Below are 15,480 nucleotides of genomic sequence, written 5' to 3' on the forward strand. Positions count from 1 at the left end.
CGCGTTCACGTGGTCAGAGTCCGCGTGGGCGGCGTTGGCACCAGCTACACCGGAACGATGAGCGCCCACCCCACGGATCACGCACAATCATGCCTGGCTTGCCGTTGTTGGCACACCGCGGGCAGGGTTGGCCGGCTCGCCCGTAGGCGTTGAGGGAACGGTCGAAATAGCCGCTAGCGCCGTTGACGTTGACATAGAGAGAATCGAAGCTCGTCCCACCGGCTTCCAACGCACTGAGCATCACGGCGCGCAACGCCTCCAGCAAAGCCTCGATCTCCGCTAGAGGCAGACGCGATACCGGAGTCTCATAGTGCCTCTTGACCCGCCACAACGCCTCATCCGCATAAATGTTGCCCACCCCGGAGACCACGGACTGATCCATGAGTGCGTTCTTGATCCCGGTGCGTTTGTTGCGCCACTGCTTCCGCAAGGCACGCGCATTGGTCAGGGGGTCTAGGACATCGCGCCCGATGTGGTGTGCGGCGTGCGGGATCAGGTGGGCTTGGTCTCCTACCCCACCAGGGCCGGCATCCGGTGTCGGTACAAGCTCGGAGATCCACATGCCACCGAAGATCCGCTGGTCTATGAAGCGCAGCTCGGTAGGTGCGCCGTCGCGCTCGGATAGAACCAAACGCACTTTGAGGTGTTTCTCCCACGGCTGTTCGGCGTCCTCGACGAGCACCTGCCCAGACATACCCAAATGAGCCATGACCGCCATCGCGGGCTGCCCAGAACCTTCCGAGGCAGAATCAGGGGCGAGCGTGAGCCACAGGAACTTACCGCGACGCACCGCCGCCGTAATGGTCATTGATGTTGCCGCGGAAATAAAGGCGTCAGGACCACCGACCTGACGCCGAACTGAACGCGGGTCGTGGACCTCTACGTGTTCGATCCGCCGCCCAACAACCCAATCCATCAAGCCGCGGCGGACAACCTCAACTTCAGGCAGTTCAGGCATCAGGCGGAGGTTTTGTGCCCAGGTGAGAGCGGATCTGAATCGATCACGCCCATCGCGATCAAGTCCCCCACGAGCATCTTCCAGGATGCGCCAGCAGCGATCTTCTCGGCGTCCTTCTTGGAGGTCGCTGTGCCATTCGCATAGCGTTTATCGCCAATCAAGAGCCGCGCAGTATAGGTGTGGGCGTGGTCCGGCCCTTCACTGGTGATGTCATAGACAACCTCACCTAGATCGTGTTGGCCCGCGATCTGCCGAATCAGCGTCTTCCAGTCTGTGCTGCGGCGAATCGTTTCCTCATCGTCAATCAGCGGAAGCACGTTCTCGGCGATGATCCGTTTCACGGCGTCCAAGCCGTGTTTCAAAAACACGGCTCCCAGGAGCGCTTCCATCGTGTCAGCCAAGATCGAATCTTTATCTTGACCGTTAGACTGCTGCTCGCCCTTACCGAGCCGGATGTGCGGCCCCACGCCGAGCGCACGAGCCACCTGGGCGAGCGTCTGGGTAGAGACCAAACGGGCACGCAACGCCGTCAGTTGACTCTCAGAAACCGTCGGGTACTGCTCAAAAATGAACGTGGTGACACAAAACCCGAGCACCGAATCCCCTAAGAACTCGAGGCGCTCGTTATGTTCACCATCGTGCTCATAGGCCCACGAGCGGTGCGTCAACGCTAAACGAAGCGTCTCGGGGTCTAAAGAGACCCCGAGACGCTTCGAAAGCTCAGTTGCTTTAGCCACAGACAACTTAGGCGTCAGCTACCTTACGTCCCTTGTACTCAAGGAACAGCTCGGTGCCTGCCGAGTCGGTGACCATCTTCGCCTGGTGAGGCAGGCTGTACGTCACGCGACCGTTTTCAACGGTCTTCACCAGAGTTGGCGCAGTGGCCTTCCACTGAGCGCGGCGGTTGCGTGTATTCGCACGGGACATCTTCCGCTTTGGAACAGCCACGGCTTGTCTCTCTTCCTTGTTGCTGGTCAGTTCTGGACGGTGAGCGTCCAGAGTCAAAATCTATGTCGGCTTCACCTGCCCGGGTATCCGGGACTAGGATCTCAGCCTTATGTGTGCTCCTGGGGCGCTTCCTCACCCAAGGTGCTCAACCCACGCAGTGCTTCCCAACGGGGATCCACTATCTCGTGGTGGTGTTCCGGCTCGTCTTCGAGTCGAACCCCACACTGATCGCACAAACCCATGCAGTCTTCATCGCACAGTGGTTGGAACGGTAGTTCACCAACCACGGCGGTGCGAAGCAGTGGCTCCAGGTCTACTTTGTCTTCGACGATCACGTGTGTTTCCGTCTCGTCATCCGAATCAAGCTGCTGTTCCGGGTGGAAAAACAGTTCCTGGAAGTGCGCATCGTATGTGTAGGAAATGGGGTCCAGACAACGGCCACACTCGCCCTTAATCGGCAAGGTTGCTTGCCCGGTCACCAATACACCTTCGTGTACGCCTTCGAACCGTAGTTCCACTGGAACGCGCGAGCCGGGCTCTACGCCAATCAGCGGAACTTTCAGGTCTTCAGGCACCGGAAGCGTCTTCTGCTCTTCATGCATCGAACCGACCTTCCGGGCGATCTCATGCACGTCGAAGACCCAGGCTGATGCTGATGGCGTGTTCAACGCCTCAGTGCTCATCTACCTAACTCCTTCTGTGAGCAGAACACATGCGACATTCCATCTTAGCTGATTCACCGTCGCGTCTCCAATCAACTCCAGTTGGCGTGGCGCAACCCACATGCGAACATCCGTGAGCACAGGCCTGTTGTGCTCAGTAGAGTTCATCGACGACGCGCTCGGCAGCATGCCCGTCGTCTTGCGGTGCGAAGCGTTCGATGAAGCGGCTGCGTTGGCCTTGGTCGATCCCCTTCTCGAGGCGCTCATTCACCGTGGCCCACAGCTCCGCTTCATCCTGGACGATCGGGCCTGGAAGGTCTTTCATGTAGTCGAGGTAGAAGCCACGCAGGTTCTGCTGGTAATCCTCGAGGTCGTAAGCGAAGAAGACGATCGGATACCGCAACACTGCGGCGTCAAAGAACACTGAAGAATAGTCAGTAATCAGGGCATCGGATGCGAGGAAAAGCTCCTGGATATCCGAATATGAGGAGACGTCCTTGACCCGGTCACGCAAGTGCTCAGGTATCTGGATACGGCTAGCGATGAGGCTGTGCATGCGGAGCAGAAGAACCGTGTCATCCGGCATCTGCTGCGCGAATGTCTCCAGATCGAACGGAAGCTGGAAGGCGAGCTTGCCGCGCGCGTTCTTCTGGTTGTCGCGGAAGGTCGGTGCATACAGGATTGCGCGTTGCTCCCCCAGCCCCAATTGGGCTCGGGTGTGTTCGCGGATGGCAGGCGCCTCGTCTGAGACGAGAATGTCGTTACGGGGATAACCAAGCTCAACGATGGGCCCGTTGAAACCAAACGCGGACCGAAACGCGGAACTCGCATACAGGCTCGGTGAAAGTAAGTGGGTCCACTGCCGTACACCCGCCTGGGCGCGCTCAAGGTATCCCTCGCTCTGCTCCTGCTTTCCAGCGGCATCGAGCTGCATGTGTTTGAGCGGTGTCCCGTGCCAAGTCTGTACGAAACGCACCTTCGCAGGACGCTTCAGATACGAAGGCGCTGACTGGTTCATGGTCCATATCTGGGCACGGGCCAAGGCGGCGTAGTATTCAGGGCTCAACCGTTGAACCACTTCCGTGTTCGGGTCGGTGAAAACGTGCGGGCCGCTATAGATCCAGACTTTAGGGCGGGTGTCTCCGCGCCGGAGGAGCTCTTCATAGATGTATCGCGGCGAGTCCGCATACTGTTTACCCAGCCCAGATTCGAAGACGAGGCTTTCGCGTTTGCCAGGCATAACGGAGGCCGCTTTATAGAAAGCCCGCATGGATTTCCAGTACCAGCGGCTACGGCGGAAACGGCGTACCACCAACGGCATCGCGTCTTTCCATGGCGAGCCTGAGCCTACGATGGTGTGCTCCGGCCCGGTGATGACCGCCTTGAAAACCCGTTCACAGTTACGTGTATCACGGTGCGTCATGAAGCTGCGGCTACGCGCACGCAACTCTTCGGTCTGTTCGAACCCGGACGCAGCACAGCTGCGAAGCCGCTCTACAACATCGTTGGCGGTGAACTCGATGTAGCCTGGGAGTTCCGCGTCCAAATCAAGGTGGGAGCCGTTTCGGCCAAGGAAACGCCCCCGGTCGAATTGGAAATAGATCACAGGCCTGCCGAGGAAGCTGAAGTCGAATGCAACCGAGGAATAGTCGGTGATCAAGAGCTGAGATTCTTGCATGAGGCACTGAACGTCTTCTTCACCGGGGAAGATCACCGTGACAGGCAGGTCTTCGAAGTGGTGGGCGAAACGCTGCATATTCGTGTGCAGATATAGCTTGACGTCGAGCCCGTTTTCACGAACGACGCGGGCGAAGCCATCGCTGGAGAGCACCTGGTGCCACTGTTGGAAATATTCGGAGGCGAGGAAGCCTTCCTCGTCACGGATCCAGTCCCGCCACGTCGGCATCACCACAACCTGGCCGCGCCGCGGCTCAACGCTCTCCCCCAACAGGGAATCGAAACGTGGAAGGCCAGTGACAACAACCTGGTCGGCCTTGTATCCCAGGTCATTCATCACGATCTCGCGTTCTTTCTCTGAGGAGACAAAGAACTGGTCCACGTTGAACTGGGGGGCGTTCTTGCCGTACGTGGACGTCATGCGCTTCACTCCGAGCACGCCGTGCTGCAGGAATACCCGGGTTCCACGCAGCCGCGCTTTGAACGAAGGCGCGTAGGTTGGCATCAGGAAATCGGGGTGGTGCGTTCCAATGAATTTGCTCGCTTGGAGCGCTTTCTCAAAATGGGAATAGGTCCCGCTCAACACCACGTTGGGCTCGCCGGAGAATTTCTCGATATCCGGCGAATCCTTGTCGATCACGTAGTACGCGTTGATCTGCGGATGCTTGCGCCTGAGCCACGTGAAGAAACGGTAGCCGTTGTCTCCTGCTCGCCACGGCTGTTCACCGATGAGCCACACATCGGCTTGCGGATCGACCTTCCGGGTGCCTGTCAGCAACGGTTTGACTGATAGCTCGAAGCATTCGATATGGAAAGACAAAGCCTTAGCTTTGAACGTGAAGTATGGGCTCACGCAAGCGATGCGACCCCTACTTTCTAGGATTCCGCCGCGTGCTGCCACGCGAGACTCGATCGGCACACGCGAGACACGGCGAGTATGCACAACGCCTTCGGTGTCATAGAACTCGACTACCGCATCGAACGGTTCCGAGTTGCTGAAGCTGTCCCACATGAGGGGGTTGATCGGAACACGCACGTCATACCGGTAGCGTCGACGTCCGAAATCGGTTTGAGTCCAGCCACGGTCAAGTTCCAAGCGCATACGGGATTCAAAACGCGTACCAGTCTCACGTCCCACCACAACGAATCGCGGCTGCGTCACGTTGCCTTGTGCTGAAGCAACACGGCCTTTGACATGAATGCCGTTGCTTTGGACGCAAACATCGTCAGCGTAGATCAATGCGTGCAGAGCCGGTGGCGTGTTGACGTCGATGCGCACGTTGCCACGCGTTGTGATCAGCGGCGTCACGGTGTGACCGTTGACGTGGCGGCGCGGAAACGCTGAAGCCTCCGTTTTGCTCGCGCGGCCAGCCCATTGAATCCACTGCATACCGGCGGTGTGCTCTAGTTCAGTCTCGTGAACTACGTGCTCCCCTAAGACAACGCTGCTGCTGGCGCCGACCGGGCGTTCTTCGCTGGGCTCCAGCAACCAGCCAAGCTGCAGCTTCCATCCCTCGTCCTCGCCATCCTCAGGTGTGCTCTCATCACGGTCGATGTCCTCAGTCGCGATCGTGAGGTTGGATAGAGCGTTGGTGATCACGCGGTAGTCTGCCGTGGCTGTATAGGCATCAGTCCGAGACTCAACCGTTGCCTGCTCAACGTCGAATCGCGCCACGACGTGCTCCGCTGCTACAGCAACCAGGGCAACCGGCTTTTGCTTGAACCCATAAGCGGTCAGAATCAAGCCGAGGGCATCCGGACTCACAGCTAGGTATTCACTACCTGCACGCGGTTTGACGGCACGACGGCGCCGCAGAGCACCGCGGGTGAGGTTCACTGAGCGCATCGCGGAACGAACCACGTTGCTTTTAGCTTTATTCAGAATGCCCTTGGGGTCCACTTGCTGAGAGTTCCTTTACCGTTGCTATGCACAAGCTCCACCGCTATATTAGCGACGGTTTTAACATAGGAGCGCTCGGCTCGACACATCGCTTGTGTTTTGAGGGGTTGCGCTGCGGTTACGTGCCAGGGTTTCTAGTACCCAAACGCAAGCCGGTTCACATTCAGGTGGTTTCCCACGGGCAGGCCCACGGCCACATGGCCTCAAGCGTTTTCCGTAACGCCTTGCTGTTGCCAGCGCTCATGGTTTCAACCTGGTTGAAGCAGTTGACCAAACGTCCGTAGCCCTGCTCCGCCGAACCATTCTGTGCAGCAGTTCTTTCTCGCAGTAGCCCGCCTAAGCGGCGCACCGCATCGTTCTGCCCCACATCGATGTATGAATACGACAACGCTGATGGAACCGCGCGCCCTGTAGCGACCGCATAGCTGAGCAACAGCGAGGAAGCGAAAGAGACATCCGCAGGGTTTCTAAACCGATGCGAACGCGTTTGTGAAGTATGTTCCCCGATGGCCTCTTCTAGCTCATAGGCGACGCTTCTGAGCTGGGCGTGAGGCACGTGTTTATACCGGCGATCCATGATCGTACCTGTCAGTTGCATCAACAATTCGCGGTTCTTACGTGCTGAATCCATGACCGGTAAGTCACCGTGAATGCCCTGTCCGCTCAGTGAAACGCGCATCTGACCGACAGGTGTGAAGAAGTCCTCCGGGGTGCTCGGCGCACCCAAGATCACATCGTCGTTGAAGTACAGGTAATGCTCCGATAGTCCTGGGATGCGGTGCAGGGCTGACTCGATGACGTGCGAGTTGAACGTCGGTAGCACGTTGTGGGGCAGAATCTCACGGTGGTCTACGATGCTCACGCCGGTTCCGCCGGCTTGCCCGGCAGACTGATCGAGCCACGCCGGAACCTGTTGGTCGGTCACGATAAAGATGTGCCTGATCCACGGGGCATAGGCCGCAATGCCACGCAGGCATGCCCGCAGCTCGTTGTTATCACTGAAGCGGGCCTCGACGTTCGAACTTTCACGTGCCGATTGCCCCGGCTGAAATGCGCTCTTACGTTGCACCCATTCAGGATCAGAACCATCGACCCACGTGATGACCGCATCCACAGGCTCGTTGAAGAACATCGTGCCTGTGACGCCCTGACCAGGCTCGCCCGCGCATATCAACGGTTGCGCCGCCGGATGAATCGCGCGCCCGTTGCTGGCGATCACCCGCCAAGCGGCTTGAGCTTCCGGCGGGACAAACCGGCGCGGCGCCCGGAGAAGCTTGAGTCCTGCCGACGGATTCGCAACTGAGAGTTCGTTGCCGCCAACGTCTGGCTTCTCTATCCACAGAACCGCTCTGCCTCGGAAAGTGGAGCGCTCAGTAACCGGTAAACGGGTAGCTACCTCATCGGAGATACCCTCGGCATAGGAGGCCCACACCCTGCCGGGCGTGAGGCCCATCGATGCGTGGCGCTGCTGCAACCGACGCAACGCATAGGCGAAACGGATGGAGAAAAAGGCGTCTTTGACCGGCAACCTACTCACGATCTCTAACGTCTCCCTTAGGTGGAGAGTACTGATGCGAGACCGAGCGTATCCACGAGCGCTCGGTCCCGAGTGATGAGGATATCCCAGCAAGCATCAACGAAGCGCCTTCGCTGGGCCCCGGGAGTTACATCACCAAAATAGTAGGCCGCACATCGGCGCCGTTGGGAGACCGACTCCTCGCGCTCGGCAACTTTCAGAAGCTCACAGATCCCGCCATCGCGCCCACCCGCTTGCCCAGAAGCTTTGGCCTGACGCGGATCCAATACAACTATCGACTCTAGGATGCCGCCACTGACTCGTTCAGCTTGCTCGTGTTCAGGCGCGATCACCACGGTCGGCTTGTCAGCCGCCAGCGCATCGAAGGCCATCGCGGAAACATCGAGCACCGCATAGTCAGCTACATCCCATTGCCAGCCAAGGCCCGGCTGGTCATCGACCACATGCTCAGCACCAGCCCGATGCAAGGTCTGCCGGATCGCGCGGTCCGCCGCAGCATGCAACGATGAGTTCTTCCCCGTCTGCGGGTGCGGCCGGTAAATGAGTCGATACCCGGCATCCACAAGATCCTCGACCACGGCGGAACCGCATGAAACCAGGGAGGAATACGACATCTCAGCCCGGTCGCCCTCCCATGTGGGGGCATAGAAAACCGTCTTCTTCGCAGTTTCCGGCACACTCGCTGGAGGCGGGTCCGGGAAGTCCATCTGCGGACGCCCCACCTCATATAGGGCAACGCGATCCAGCCCCACAAGCCGGGCGGCAAGGCGGTCACGTGCTCCTTGACCCGCGATGAGGGCAGCATCGTAGGCCCTCAACTGGTTCGAGACCATCGACGCTTTATCTGATTCGCCATGCCCTACATGCACGTGCGCGGGGATTTGAGCGGCCATCGCCTGAAAACTCAACGTGTTGTTGTTGGCATACAGCGCAACACGCACACTCGGCTTGTTGAGGGCCTCGATGACCTCGGCCATCCCCCACGCCAAAACAACGGGCACTTTCGCGATATCGGCGCACTGTTGCATCACGCGTGGATCACGAACGATGATCGCAGCACCAGGCACGCCCTGCTCACGCAGATGCTCATCAAGAGCATTGAGTGGCCGCACCCACTGCCGCATCTGATACGTAGTGAGCGGGCCACCCGCATGAACCAACGCCACTGAATATTCGGCGTCAGTTGAGGAAGCGAATCGCCGCGCCGCTGCCCGCTTAGCAAGCTGGTCGTTGAGGGCTTTCAGCCCAGCACTGCCCAGCGAAAAGCTCCTACCTGCAATACGCCGCACTTTCAGCACCGCATCGAGCGGCGAAACGCCTCGTGGCATTAGCCAAGCTCCTCAACAATGCGCGAGAGCGTGTCGAGGGATTCCTTGAGTTCGTTGACCTTGCGGGCATCGAAACTCGAAAGAATGCGCTTGAGTTCGGTCGTTGAGATGCCGTCCGTACGAGGAAGATAGATCACCTCAACGATGTCCTCGAGGTCATCGAACTTACCTTTCCAGTCCTCACCGATCGCGAACGCGTCAACGTTGTGCTTCTCGATGTCGCTACGCTTCTGGTCCCAGTTCTCTTCCGGGATCGCTTCATCCACGTAACGGATCGAACGGACGATCTCGATCCGCTGTTCGAAAGGAACAATCGGCTTCTTACCCTTGATCTGATTGAACTCATCCGTTGAAACACCCACGATGAGGCGGTCGCACTGCTCTTTCAGGCGGCGCAGAATGTTCAGATGCCCGATGTGGAAAAGGTCAAACGTCCCATACGTGATGATGGTGCGTGCCACAGGTCCTCCTGGTGAAGACATAGAAGAATATGAGAAACGTCCAAACAGAAGGTGGACGCAGGGTTAACTCGACTCATCATCTCACATCGAACCTGCTGGCTGGCTCATATCAGCGGTGGGCGCCCGTAGCGAGCCATCCGTAGATGCGTTGACCACTTCAAAGGAGGCCGCGGATGGTGATACCATGGCGAGCCTTCCCAACCGGACTGGAAACCTTCCCAGTATTGCCGCAGGCCCCGGGGGTCCTTCCGCATTCTCACGGTTTGCCCCAACGCCCACACCATTGGGTAGATCCATTTGAACGGCGGACGCAAGTTTCTGCGGGCCAGCCACACGCGGTTACGTGCATTCAGGCGATAGAACTCTTTATGCCGGCGGGCATCAACCACTGGGTGGCCCACACGCATGTCACCCGCATACCAGACCCGGTGACCGGTGTCCCAGATACGCCACGCAAGTTCGATGCCTTCGTGCGCGTACCAGAAGCCACCGGCCCACCCGCCGGTTTCGTCGAAGAGGTGCCGAGGCATAACCAGGCAGGTCTCCCCTACGTGGAACACGTTGCTGGAAACGTCTGGAGTGCGTTTCCAGATACGCGGCGTCCAGCGGCGGGGCGACTGGCCTGGTTTAGCAGGGTCCACGATCTGCGGTTGTAAAAGGCCCATGGACGGGTGTTGGCGGAAACGCTCAACCGCCTCCGCTATGAAGTCGTTATCCAACAGCCAGGAGTCATCATCCAAGAACATGAGATACTCCCCATGCACGTGCTCAACCCCAGCATTCCGGCCAGCCGGGATACCAAGGTTCTCTTCGAGCTTGACGCCCTTGACCCCATCAGGCAGCCCCACTGGCTGCCAGCCGTTGCCGACCACCGCGATGTTGACGTTGACGTTCTTCTGGCGCCGCAACGAACGCAACGCACGAGCCAGCTCGACAGGCCGCTGGCCCATCGTGAGCACTACAACACCGACTGTGGGTGTGCCTTCAACCATGAGGTGCGGTTGACGGCGGCCAGCTGAGCGTAGCTTCCCGATCCGACGTTTGAGGGATGAGAACATCAGTTCTCACCGCTTGTACGCACAGACGCATCAGTAGCATCCGTGAGCTCTACAGGTTGTGCTTGAACGTCCTCGGGGCGCTTATACTCCCAGCCGGTCGATAGCGGCGCTAGGCGCGCAGAGAACACCTGGGCACAGAAATGTCCCACGTTCACACCCACTGTGGCAACGAGCAAGACCCACATGACCCACGATTCGGCAACAACCGGCTGGCCAATCACCGCAGAGACAATCGAGGCCGCAAAGAAGATGAGGCTCAACTCAACCGCGTGAAGCATGCGGTGGAACGGAACAAACCGCGCCATGCTGCGCAAGCGTCCAATCAGTGAAGCCGGCGGCATCGCTCGGGCCTCTGAGGTGTCCGGGAGCTTCTCAACACCGGCGAACGCGCGCGAGGCATGCATCATGATCGACTGCGAGCGGTTCATCAACAGCAAGACACCCAACGTTGCCCCGGCCCAGGCCGCAGCCCATCCGGCCGCGGTGAACGCACCCGGGGAGATCCCCATCGCAACCCGTACGCCCACCCCGACAGCAACGGCCGCCTCAGTTGAGTGGTGCGCAACCATATCGATGAAGATGCCTTTAGGTCCACGGACGCCGCGCCAGCGCGCCACTTCCCCATCACAGCAGTCGAGGTAGAGCTGAACCTGCGAGAGCACCACTGCGATCAACGGGCCCCAGATACCCGGGATCAGCATTGCGGCCCCCATGAACCAGCCCGTGATCATCATGAGCGTGGTGACCTGGTTCGCGGTGATCCTGGTCTTGACGAGCACACGCGTGAAATAGATCGAGATGTGGCGGAGATACAGCTCAGCGGTCCAGTGTTCTGCGTTCTTGCGCGCCCGCACATGCGGAGGCTGGCACACGGCACGCAGTTGGGCGAGCGTGGGGTTCGCCGGCCGGATCAACCCGTCCGGACCAACCGGGACGGTGCCGTCAGCAGAAACCTGCAGATTCGATGGAAAATTGTGGGTCATTTGACTCTCGAAGTGTCCTTGACGTCGCCGGCGCCCATGATGCGGCCACGGATGAAGCCGGCCGCCCAGGTTCCGTGCATTGTCGGCAATACCCGCGCGAGCAATCCTTTCTCCTTCAACGGTAGCTCACGGCCGGCATGCCAAGCGGCCCCTAGGATGCCGAGGCCGTAGCCGATCGGGGCTATCGCGGCCGCGGTACTCGCTTTGCGCAGGGCCGAGCCCTTCGAGGTAAATGGACGGATCATAAGTCCGATGATGCCCGCGCCGAAGCCGATCAGTGCAGCGGGAGGCGCATAGTGTTTCAGGCGCGCGCCTCCTGGGCCTCGTCGCCCTAGTTCCCCACGCCACACACCCGAAGCGAAGGTCTGGCGGGCCAGAGCCCCGAAGTTATCGCGGGGGTAGTAGCGAACTCGCAAGCGAGGGTCGAACCACACCGTATGGCCGGCCTCACGGATGCGTTTGCACAGCTCCCAGTCCTGGGCACGGATCATGGTCTCGTCATAGAGCCCCACGATCTCGAAGATCTCGCGGCGGAACACACCGAGATAAGCGGAATCAGCGGGGCCTGCCTGCGCGCCGGTGTGGTAGGGGGCGTTCCCCAAACCGAACGGCGACTTATAGGCCGCAGCGACAGCTCGCTGGATCGGGTTGGTGCCTTGTGCATCCATGATCCCGCCAACATCGGCGGCACCGGTCTCTTTCAACGCCTCAATCGCGATCCGCGTATAGCCCGGGCTCAAAACAGAGTGGCCATCCACGCGGATGATGACATCCGCGTCGACCGCTTCAATCGCCCGGTTCAAACCTGACGGCGTGTTACCGGCCGGATTCTCCACAAACAGCACGCGCGAATCTTCTGCCGCGATACGCTGCACAATCCGTTCAGTGCCGTCATTGCTGGGCCCCACAGCCACAGCGACCTTCTGGGATCCTTCATATTCCTGATCCAAAACTGAGGCGATAGCCTCCGCAATATAGGCGGCCCCGTTCAGCACAGGGATCACATACGCAACCGTTGGATTCGCATTCAGCTGCGGCAACGCATTCTTAGTCATTAGCCTCGTGACCTCTGATACGCCTTGACGACCTCTGGGGTGTCCCCGTCCATCATCAAGACACCCTTTTCAATCCAAATAGTTCGGCTACAGGTATCCTGAATCGATTTCATCGAGTGGGACACCAAGAAGACGGTGCCGGCGCCGTCACGGATCTCACGGATCCGCTTCTCAGACCGCTTACGGAAAGCCGCGTCTCCCACGGACAAGGCTTCATCGACAATCAGGATGTCATGGAACTTCGAAGCCGCGATCGAGAACTTCAAACGCGCCTGCATACCTGACGAATACGTGCGCATCGGAAGGTCGATGAAATCCTCAAGGCCCGCGAATTCAACAATCTTGGGGCGTAGCTCTTCGATCTCATGCATCGAAAACCCCAACGCCAAACAACCCAAGGTGATGTTCTCATCGCCTGAGACGCTCGGGATCAAAGCCGCACCGACGCCAAGGAGGTTCGGGCGGCTTGAAGCGTAGGTTGCGCCCTCAGCTGGTGGGGTGAGGCCGGTGATGGCTCTCAGTAGCGTCGACTTACCGGAACCGTTCGAACCGATAATGCCGATGGATTCGTTCTTATACGCAACGAAACTGACACCTTTGAGCGCGTGCACTTCACGAACCCCGCGCATCCGCTTCTTGAAGATGCCTCCGCGGCTGTTCGCCCCGGCCGAGCGGCCTGAAGAGAACGCCTTGTATTTCACATGGAGGTCATCCACGATCACAACCGGTTGACGATCAGGGTCGATGCGCAGCTGCTCCTCACGGCTCGGCGGAACGAGCTCGGCCACGACTTCTTGCCCTTTTTTAGGTTGTTCCTTTTTAGGAGACTCGGCCATAGAGTTCCTCCGCTCGCCAGAAGAATACGGTGCCAATCACGAACAGGCCCACAGCCCAGCCCGCTACGACTGCCCACGCCATCGGATCAAACGTGTGGCTACCACCCAAAACAAGTCCGCGTGCGATGGTGAGGACCTGATAGATCGGGTGGAAGTCATACACGGTGATCACGGCTGGCCACTGAGCCAGGATGTTCTCGACCGAGAACAAGACACCGGATGTGAAGAAGAAGAAACGGTTCACGACCGGCAGCAGCTGCGTCAGGTCGTGTGTGTGCACAGTCAAACGTGCAAACAGGAATGCAACCCCTGTGTTGAAGATCGCATAGAGCGCGAATAGCGGGATGATCAAAAGCCACTGCCACCGTGGCCAGTAGCCCAGTGCCATGACGTATATGAACATGACACCCAACATGGGGATCTGGGTGAGGATCTGCTGGATCACGATCGAGAACGGAAGGGTCGCGCGCGGGAAGGCTAGCGACTGCACGAGCGCACGGTTACCGGTGATAGAGCGGGCGCCGTCGCTCATCGATTTGGAGAAAAACTCGATGAGGAACACGCCGATCACCACGAACGCCGCGAACCCGGGCGGGCGCCGGTCTCCTTGCAGGACACCGAAAATGAACCCGTACATCAACGCGTTGAAGGTAGGCTTCAAGATCTCCCAGAACACACCCAAACGGTTCTGGGAGTTGCGTGCACGGATCTTGGACTGTGCAAAGACGATGGCGAATCGCCTGCGCCGCCAGGTCTCTCGATAATAGGCGAAGAGGCCAGGGCGCGCGCCCACACGGCTCAGGCCGTGGGACTGTGCCAACGCTGGGATGTCCATAGACGAGCTACTGCTTCCTCTAATGATGCTGGCCGTACATGCAAAACGGCCGGCTTGGTGTGAAAGATTCTATCTGTTCGTGTGTTGCTCACCTTAGCGCGCATCGACGATTCAGATGCAATCGGTGTGCTGCCGCTTACTTTTTCTTATCTTCGGGTAGCGCCGCATAGTAATCCGCGACCGTGTCGTTGCGCAGAGCTTCCGCGAGCGCATCGATCGCGGCTTGGTCAGGCAAAACGATCGACTGTCCGTCCAGGCTTGTACCTGTACCTGCGGTTGGCAGCGTGAAGCTCACGATGTCGGAGGCACGTACGTTCTTCATCTGCAGTCCCAGCCCGGTGAGCAGGGATGGGTCAGAGAATTCTTCGTCCATGGAGATGTATGGGGCTATAGAATCCACGACCTTGAAGAGCTTGGCCGGGTTTGACAGGGTCTCCGCGCTCAGGACTTTCCCAAAGACAGCTTTGAGGAACTTCTGTTGGTTTCGTACGCGCTGATAGTCGCCGTCGGGGAAGCTCTTACGTTCGCGCACAAAGCGTAGGGCCTTGTCGCCGTCGATGTGAATCTTGCCCTTCGGGTAGTGGTAGTCGGTGTCGTGGGCGATGAAGTCGTATTCGTTGTCGACTGTGACGCCGCCGATTGCTGTGGTGAGGTCGCGGAATCCTTGGAAGTCGATGATCGCTACGTGGTCGATGCGGGTGTCGAGCCGTTCTTCGAGGGTCTGGATGAGTAGCGGGACGCCGCCGTTAGCCATTGCGGCGTTGAGTTTTGCCTCGCCGTGGCCTGGGATCGTGATCCAGGTGTCTCGCATGAGCGAGATGACGTAGACCTTATCGCGGCTTTCTGGGATGTGGACGAGCATCATGGAGTCGGAACGCCGGTCAGTTGCGGTCGCGTTCGGGTCGATAGCCGCCCGCTTACCTTTACCGGGGCCGCCGTCCGCGCCAAGTAGCAGGATGTTCATGGAAGTGTCGCCTGGGTCTTTGACCGGGCGGTCTTCCTCGTCCGGGAAAGCGCTTGCGATTGTGCTGGTTTTCTCGAAGGCACGCCCGAATTTTGAGGCCAGGCCAAGGCCTGCTCCTGCGACGGTGACCATGATGATGAGCAGGCATCCCAGTACGATACGGCCGACGTGCACACGACGGTGCTTCACGCGGCGGGGCACATAGGTACCCTGCGTGGTTCCGTACATCAATGCTCCTCACGTAGTCGATCACGGCTATGGGCGCCCTGATGATCCAA

14 protein-coding genes are annotated in these 15,480 nt (G+C 59.0%); all 14 read right to left on the reverse strand.

Annotated features, from left to right (window positions below; all coding sequences use genetic code 11):
• Positions 1-13: 13 nt before the first annotated feature.
• Positions 14-958: a bifunctional DNA-formamidopyrimidine glycosylase/DNA-(apurinic or apyrimidinic site) lyase gene (mutM, locus tag MHJ63_RS06095; protein ID WP_239446500.1), complete on the reverse strand. Its 945-nt coding sequence runs from the start codon at positions 956-958 to the stop codon at positions 14-16.
• Positions 958-1,695, reverse strand: a complete 738-nt coding sequence (rnc, locus tag MHJ63_RS06100; RefSeq protein ID WP_239446501.1) for a ribonuclease III — start codon at positions 1,693-1,695, stop codon at positions 958-960. The genes mutM and rnc overlap by 1 nt, the downstream gene beginning before the upstream one ends.
• 7 nt (positions 1,696-1,702) lie before the next feature.
• Positions 1,703-1,906: a 50S ribosomal protein L32 gene (gene rpmF / locus MHJ63_RS06105; protein WP_035757176.1), complete on the reverse strand. Its 204-nt coding sequence runs from the start codon at positions 1,904-1,906 to the stop codon at positions 1,703-1,705.
• A gap of 107 nt (positions 1,907-2,013) precedes the next feature.
• Entirely contained in the window at positions 2,014-2,589 is a 576-nt protein-coding gene (locus MHJ63_RS06110; RefSeq protein ID WP_239446502.1) for a YceD family protein, read from the reverse strand.
• Between the two features lie 133 nt (positions 2,590-2,722).
• The gene (locus tag MHJ63_RS06115) at positions 2,723-6,145 is read right to left on the reverse strand and encodes a CDP-glycerol glycerophosphotransferase family protein (protein WP_239446503.1); all 3,423 of its coding nucleotides are present in this window, start codon (positions 6,143-6,145) and stop codon (positions 2,723-2,725) included.
• 163 nt (positions 6,146-6,308) lie between these two features.
• Complete coding sequence (locus tag MHJ63_RS06120; protein ID WP_239446504.1) at positions 6,309-7,682, reverse strand: Stealth CR1 domain-containing protein; 1,374 nt, start codon at positions 7,680-7,682, stop codon at positions 6,309-6,311.
• A gap of 17 nt (positions 7,683-7,699) precedes the next feature.
• Positions 7,700-9,010 (reverse strand): CDP-glycerol glycerophosphotransferase family protein, encoded by a 1,311-nt coding sequence (locus MHJ63_RS06125; protein ID WP_239446505.1) that lies wholly within the window; start codon positions 9,008-9,010, stop codon positions 7,700-7,702.
• Positions 9,010-9,471 (reverse strand): FAD synthase family protein, encoded by a 462-nt coding sequence (locus tag MHJ63_RS06130; protein WP_070506989.1) that lies wholly within the window; start codon positions 9,469-9,471, stop codon positions 9,010-9,012. Before MHJ63_RS06130 ends, MHJ63_RS06125 begins: the two co-directional genes overlap by 1 nt.
• A 104-nt stretch (positions 9,472-9,575) precedes the next feature.
• Positions 9,576-10,529, reverse strand: coding sequence for a glycosyltransferase family 2 protein (locus MHJ63_RS06135; RefSeq protein ID WP_338110381.1), 954 nt, complete (start codon positions 10,527-10,529; stop codon positions 9,576-9,578).
• Positions 10,529-11,512 (reverse strand): CDP-alcohol phosphatidyltransferase family protein, encoded by a 984-nt coding sequence (locus MHJ63_RS06140; RefSeq protein WP_239446506.1) that lies wholly within the window; start codon positions 11,510-11,512, stop codon positions 10,529-10,531. Before MHJ63_RS06140 ends, MHJ63_RS06135 begins: the two co-directional genes overlap by 1 nt.
• Positions 11,509-12,567 (reverse strand): glycosyltransferase family 2 protein, encoded by a 1,059-nt coding sequence (locus MHJ63_RS06145; RefSeq protein ID WP_239446507.1) that lies wholly within the window; start codon positions 12,565-12,567, stop codon positions 11,509-11,511. The genes MHJ63_RS06140 and MHJ63_RS06145 overlap by 4 nt, the downstream gene beginning before the upstream one ends.
• Entirely contained in the window at positions 12,567-13,403 is an 837-nt protein-coding gene (locus MHJ63_RS06150; protein ID WP_239446508.1) for an ABC transporter ATP-binding protein, read from the reverse strand. Before MHJ63_RS06150 ends, MHJ63_RS06145 begins: the two co-directional genes overlap by 1 nt.
• Entirely contained in the window at positions 13,387-14,238 is an 852-nt protein-coding gene (locus MHJ63_RS06155) for an ABC transporter permease (protein WP_035757182.1), read from the reverse strand. Before MHJ63_RS06155 ends, MHJ63_RS06150 begins: the two co-directional genes overlap by 17 nt.
• A 136-nt stretch (positions 14,239-14,374) precedes the next feature.
• On the reverse strand, positions 14,375-15,430 hold the full coding sequence (locus MHJ63_RS06160) for an LCP family protein (RefSeq protein WP_239446509.1): 1,056 nt from the start codon (positions 15,428-15,430) through the stop codon (positions 14,375-14,377).
• Between the last annotated feature and the right edge of the window lie 50 nt (positions 15,431-15,480).

The organism is Pseudoglutamicibacter albus, from assembly GCF_022346425.1.
Classification (GTDB): domain Bacteria; phylum Actinomycetota; class Actinomycetes; order Actinomycetales; family Micrococcaceae; genus Pseudoglutamicibacter; species Pseudoglutamicibacter albus.

Excerpts from the sequence above, each read along its gene's own strand:
- MHJ63_RS06125 (WP_239446505.1), bottom strand. The coding sequence starts at position 9,010 with ATGCCACGAGGCGTTTCGCCGCTCGATGCGGTGCTGAAAGTGCGGCGT.
- MHJ63_RS06160 (WP_239446509.1), bottom strand. The coding sequence starts at position 15,430 with ATGTACGGAACCACGCAGGGTACCTATGTGCCCCGCCGCGTGAAGCAC.
- MHJ63_RS06140 (WP_239446506.1), bottom strand. The coding sequence starts at position 11,512 with ATGACCCACAATTTTCCATCGAATCTGCAGGTTTCTGCTGACGGCACC.
- MHJ63_RS06145 (WP_239446507.1), bottom strand. The coding sequence starts at position 12,567 with ATGACTAAGAATGCGTTGCCGCAGCTGAATGCGAATCCAACGGTTGCG.
- mutM (WP_239446500.1), bottom strand. The coding sequence starts at position 958 with ATGCCTGAACTGCCTGAAGTTGAGGTTGTCCGCCGCGGCTTGATGGAT.
- MHJ63_RS06155 (WP_035757182.1), bottom strand. The coding sequence starts at position 14,238 with ATGGACATCCCAGCGTTGGCACAGTCCCACGGCCTGAGCCGTGTGGGC.
- MHJ63_RS06110 (WP_239446502.1), bottom strand. The coding sequence starts at position 2,589 with ATGAGCACTGAGGCGTTGAACACGCCATCAGCATCAGCCTGGGTCTTC.
- MHJ63_RS06150 (WP_239446508.1), bottom strand. The coding sequence starts at position 13,403 with ATGGCCGAGTCTCCTAAAAAGGAACAACCTAAAAAAGGGCAAGAAGTC.
- MHJ63_RS06135 (WP_338110381.1), bottom strand. The coding sequence starts at position 10,529 with ATGTTCTCATCCCTCAAACGTCGGATCGGGAAGCTACGCTCAGCTGGC.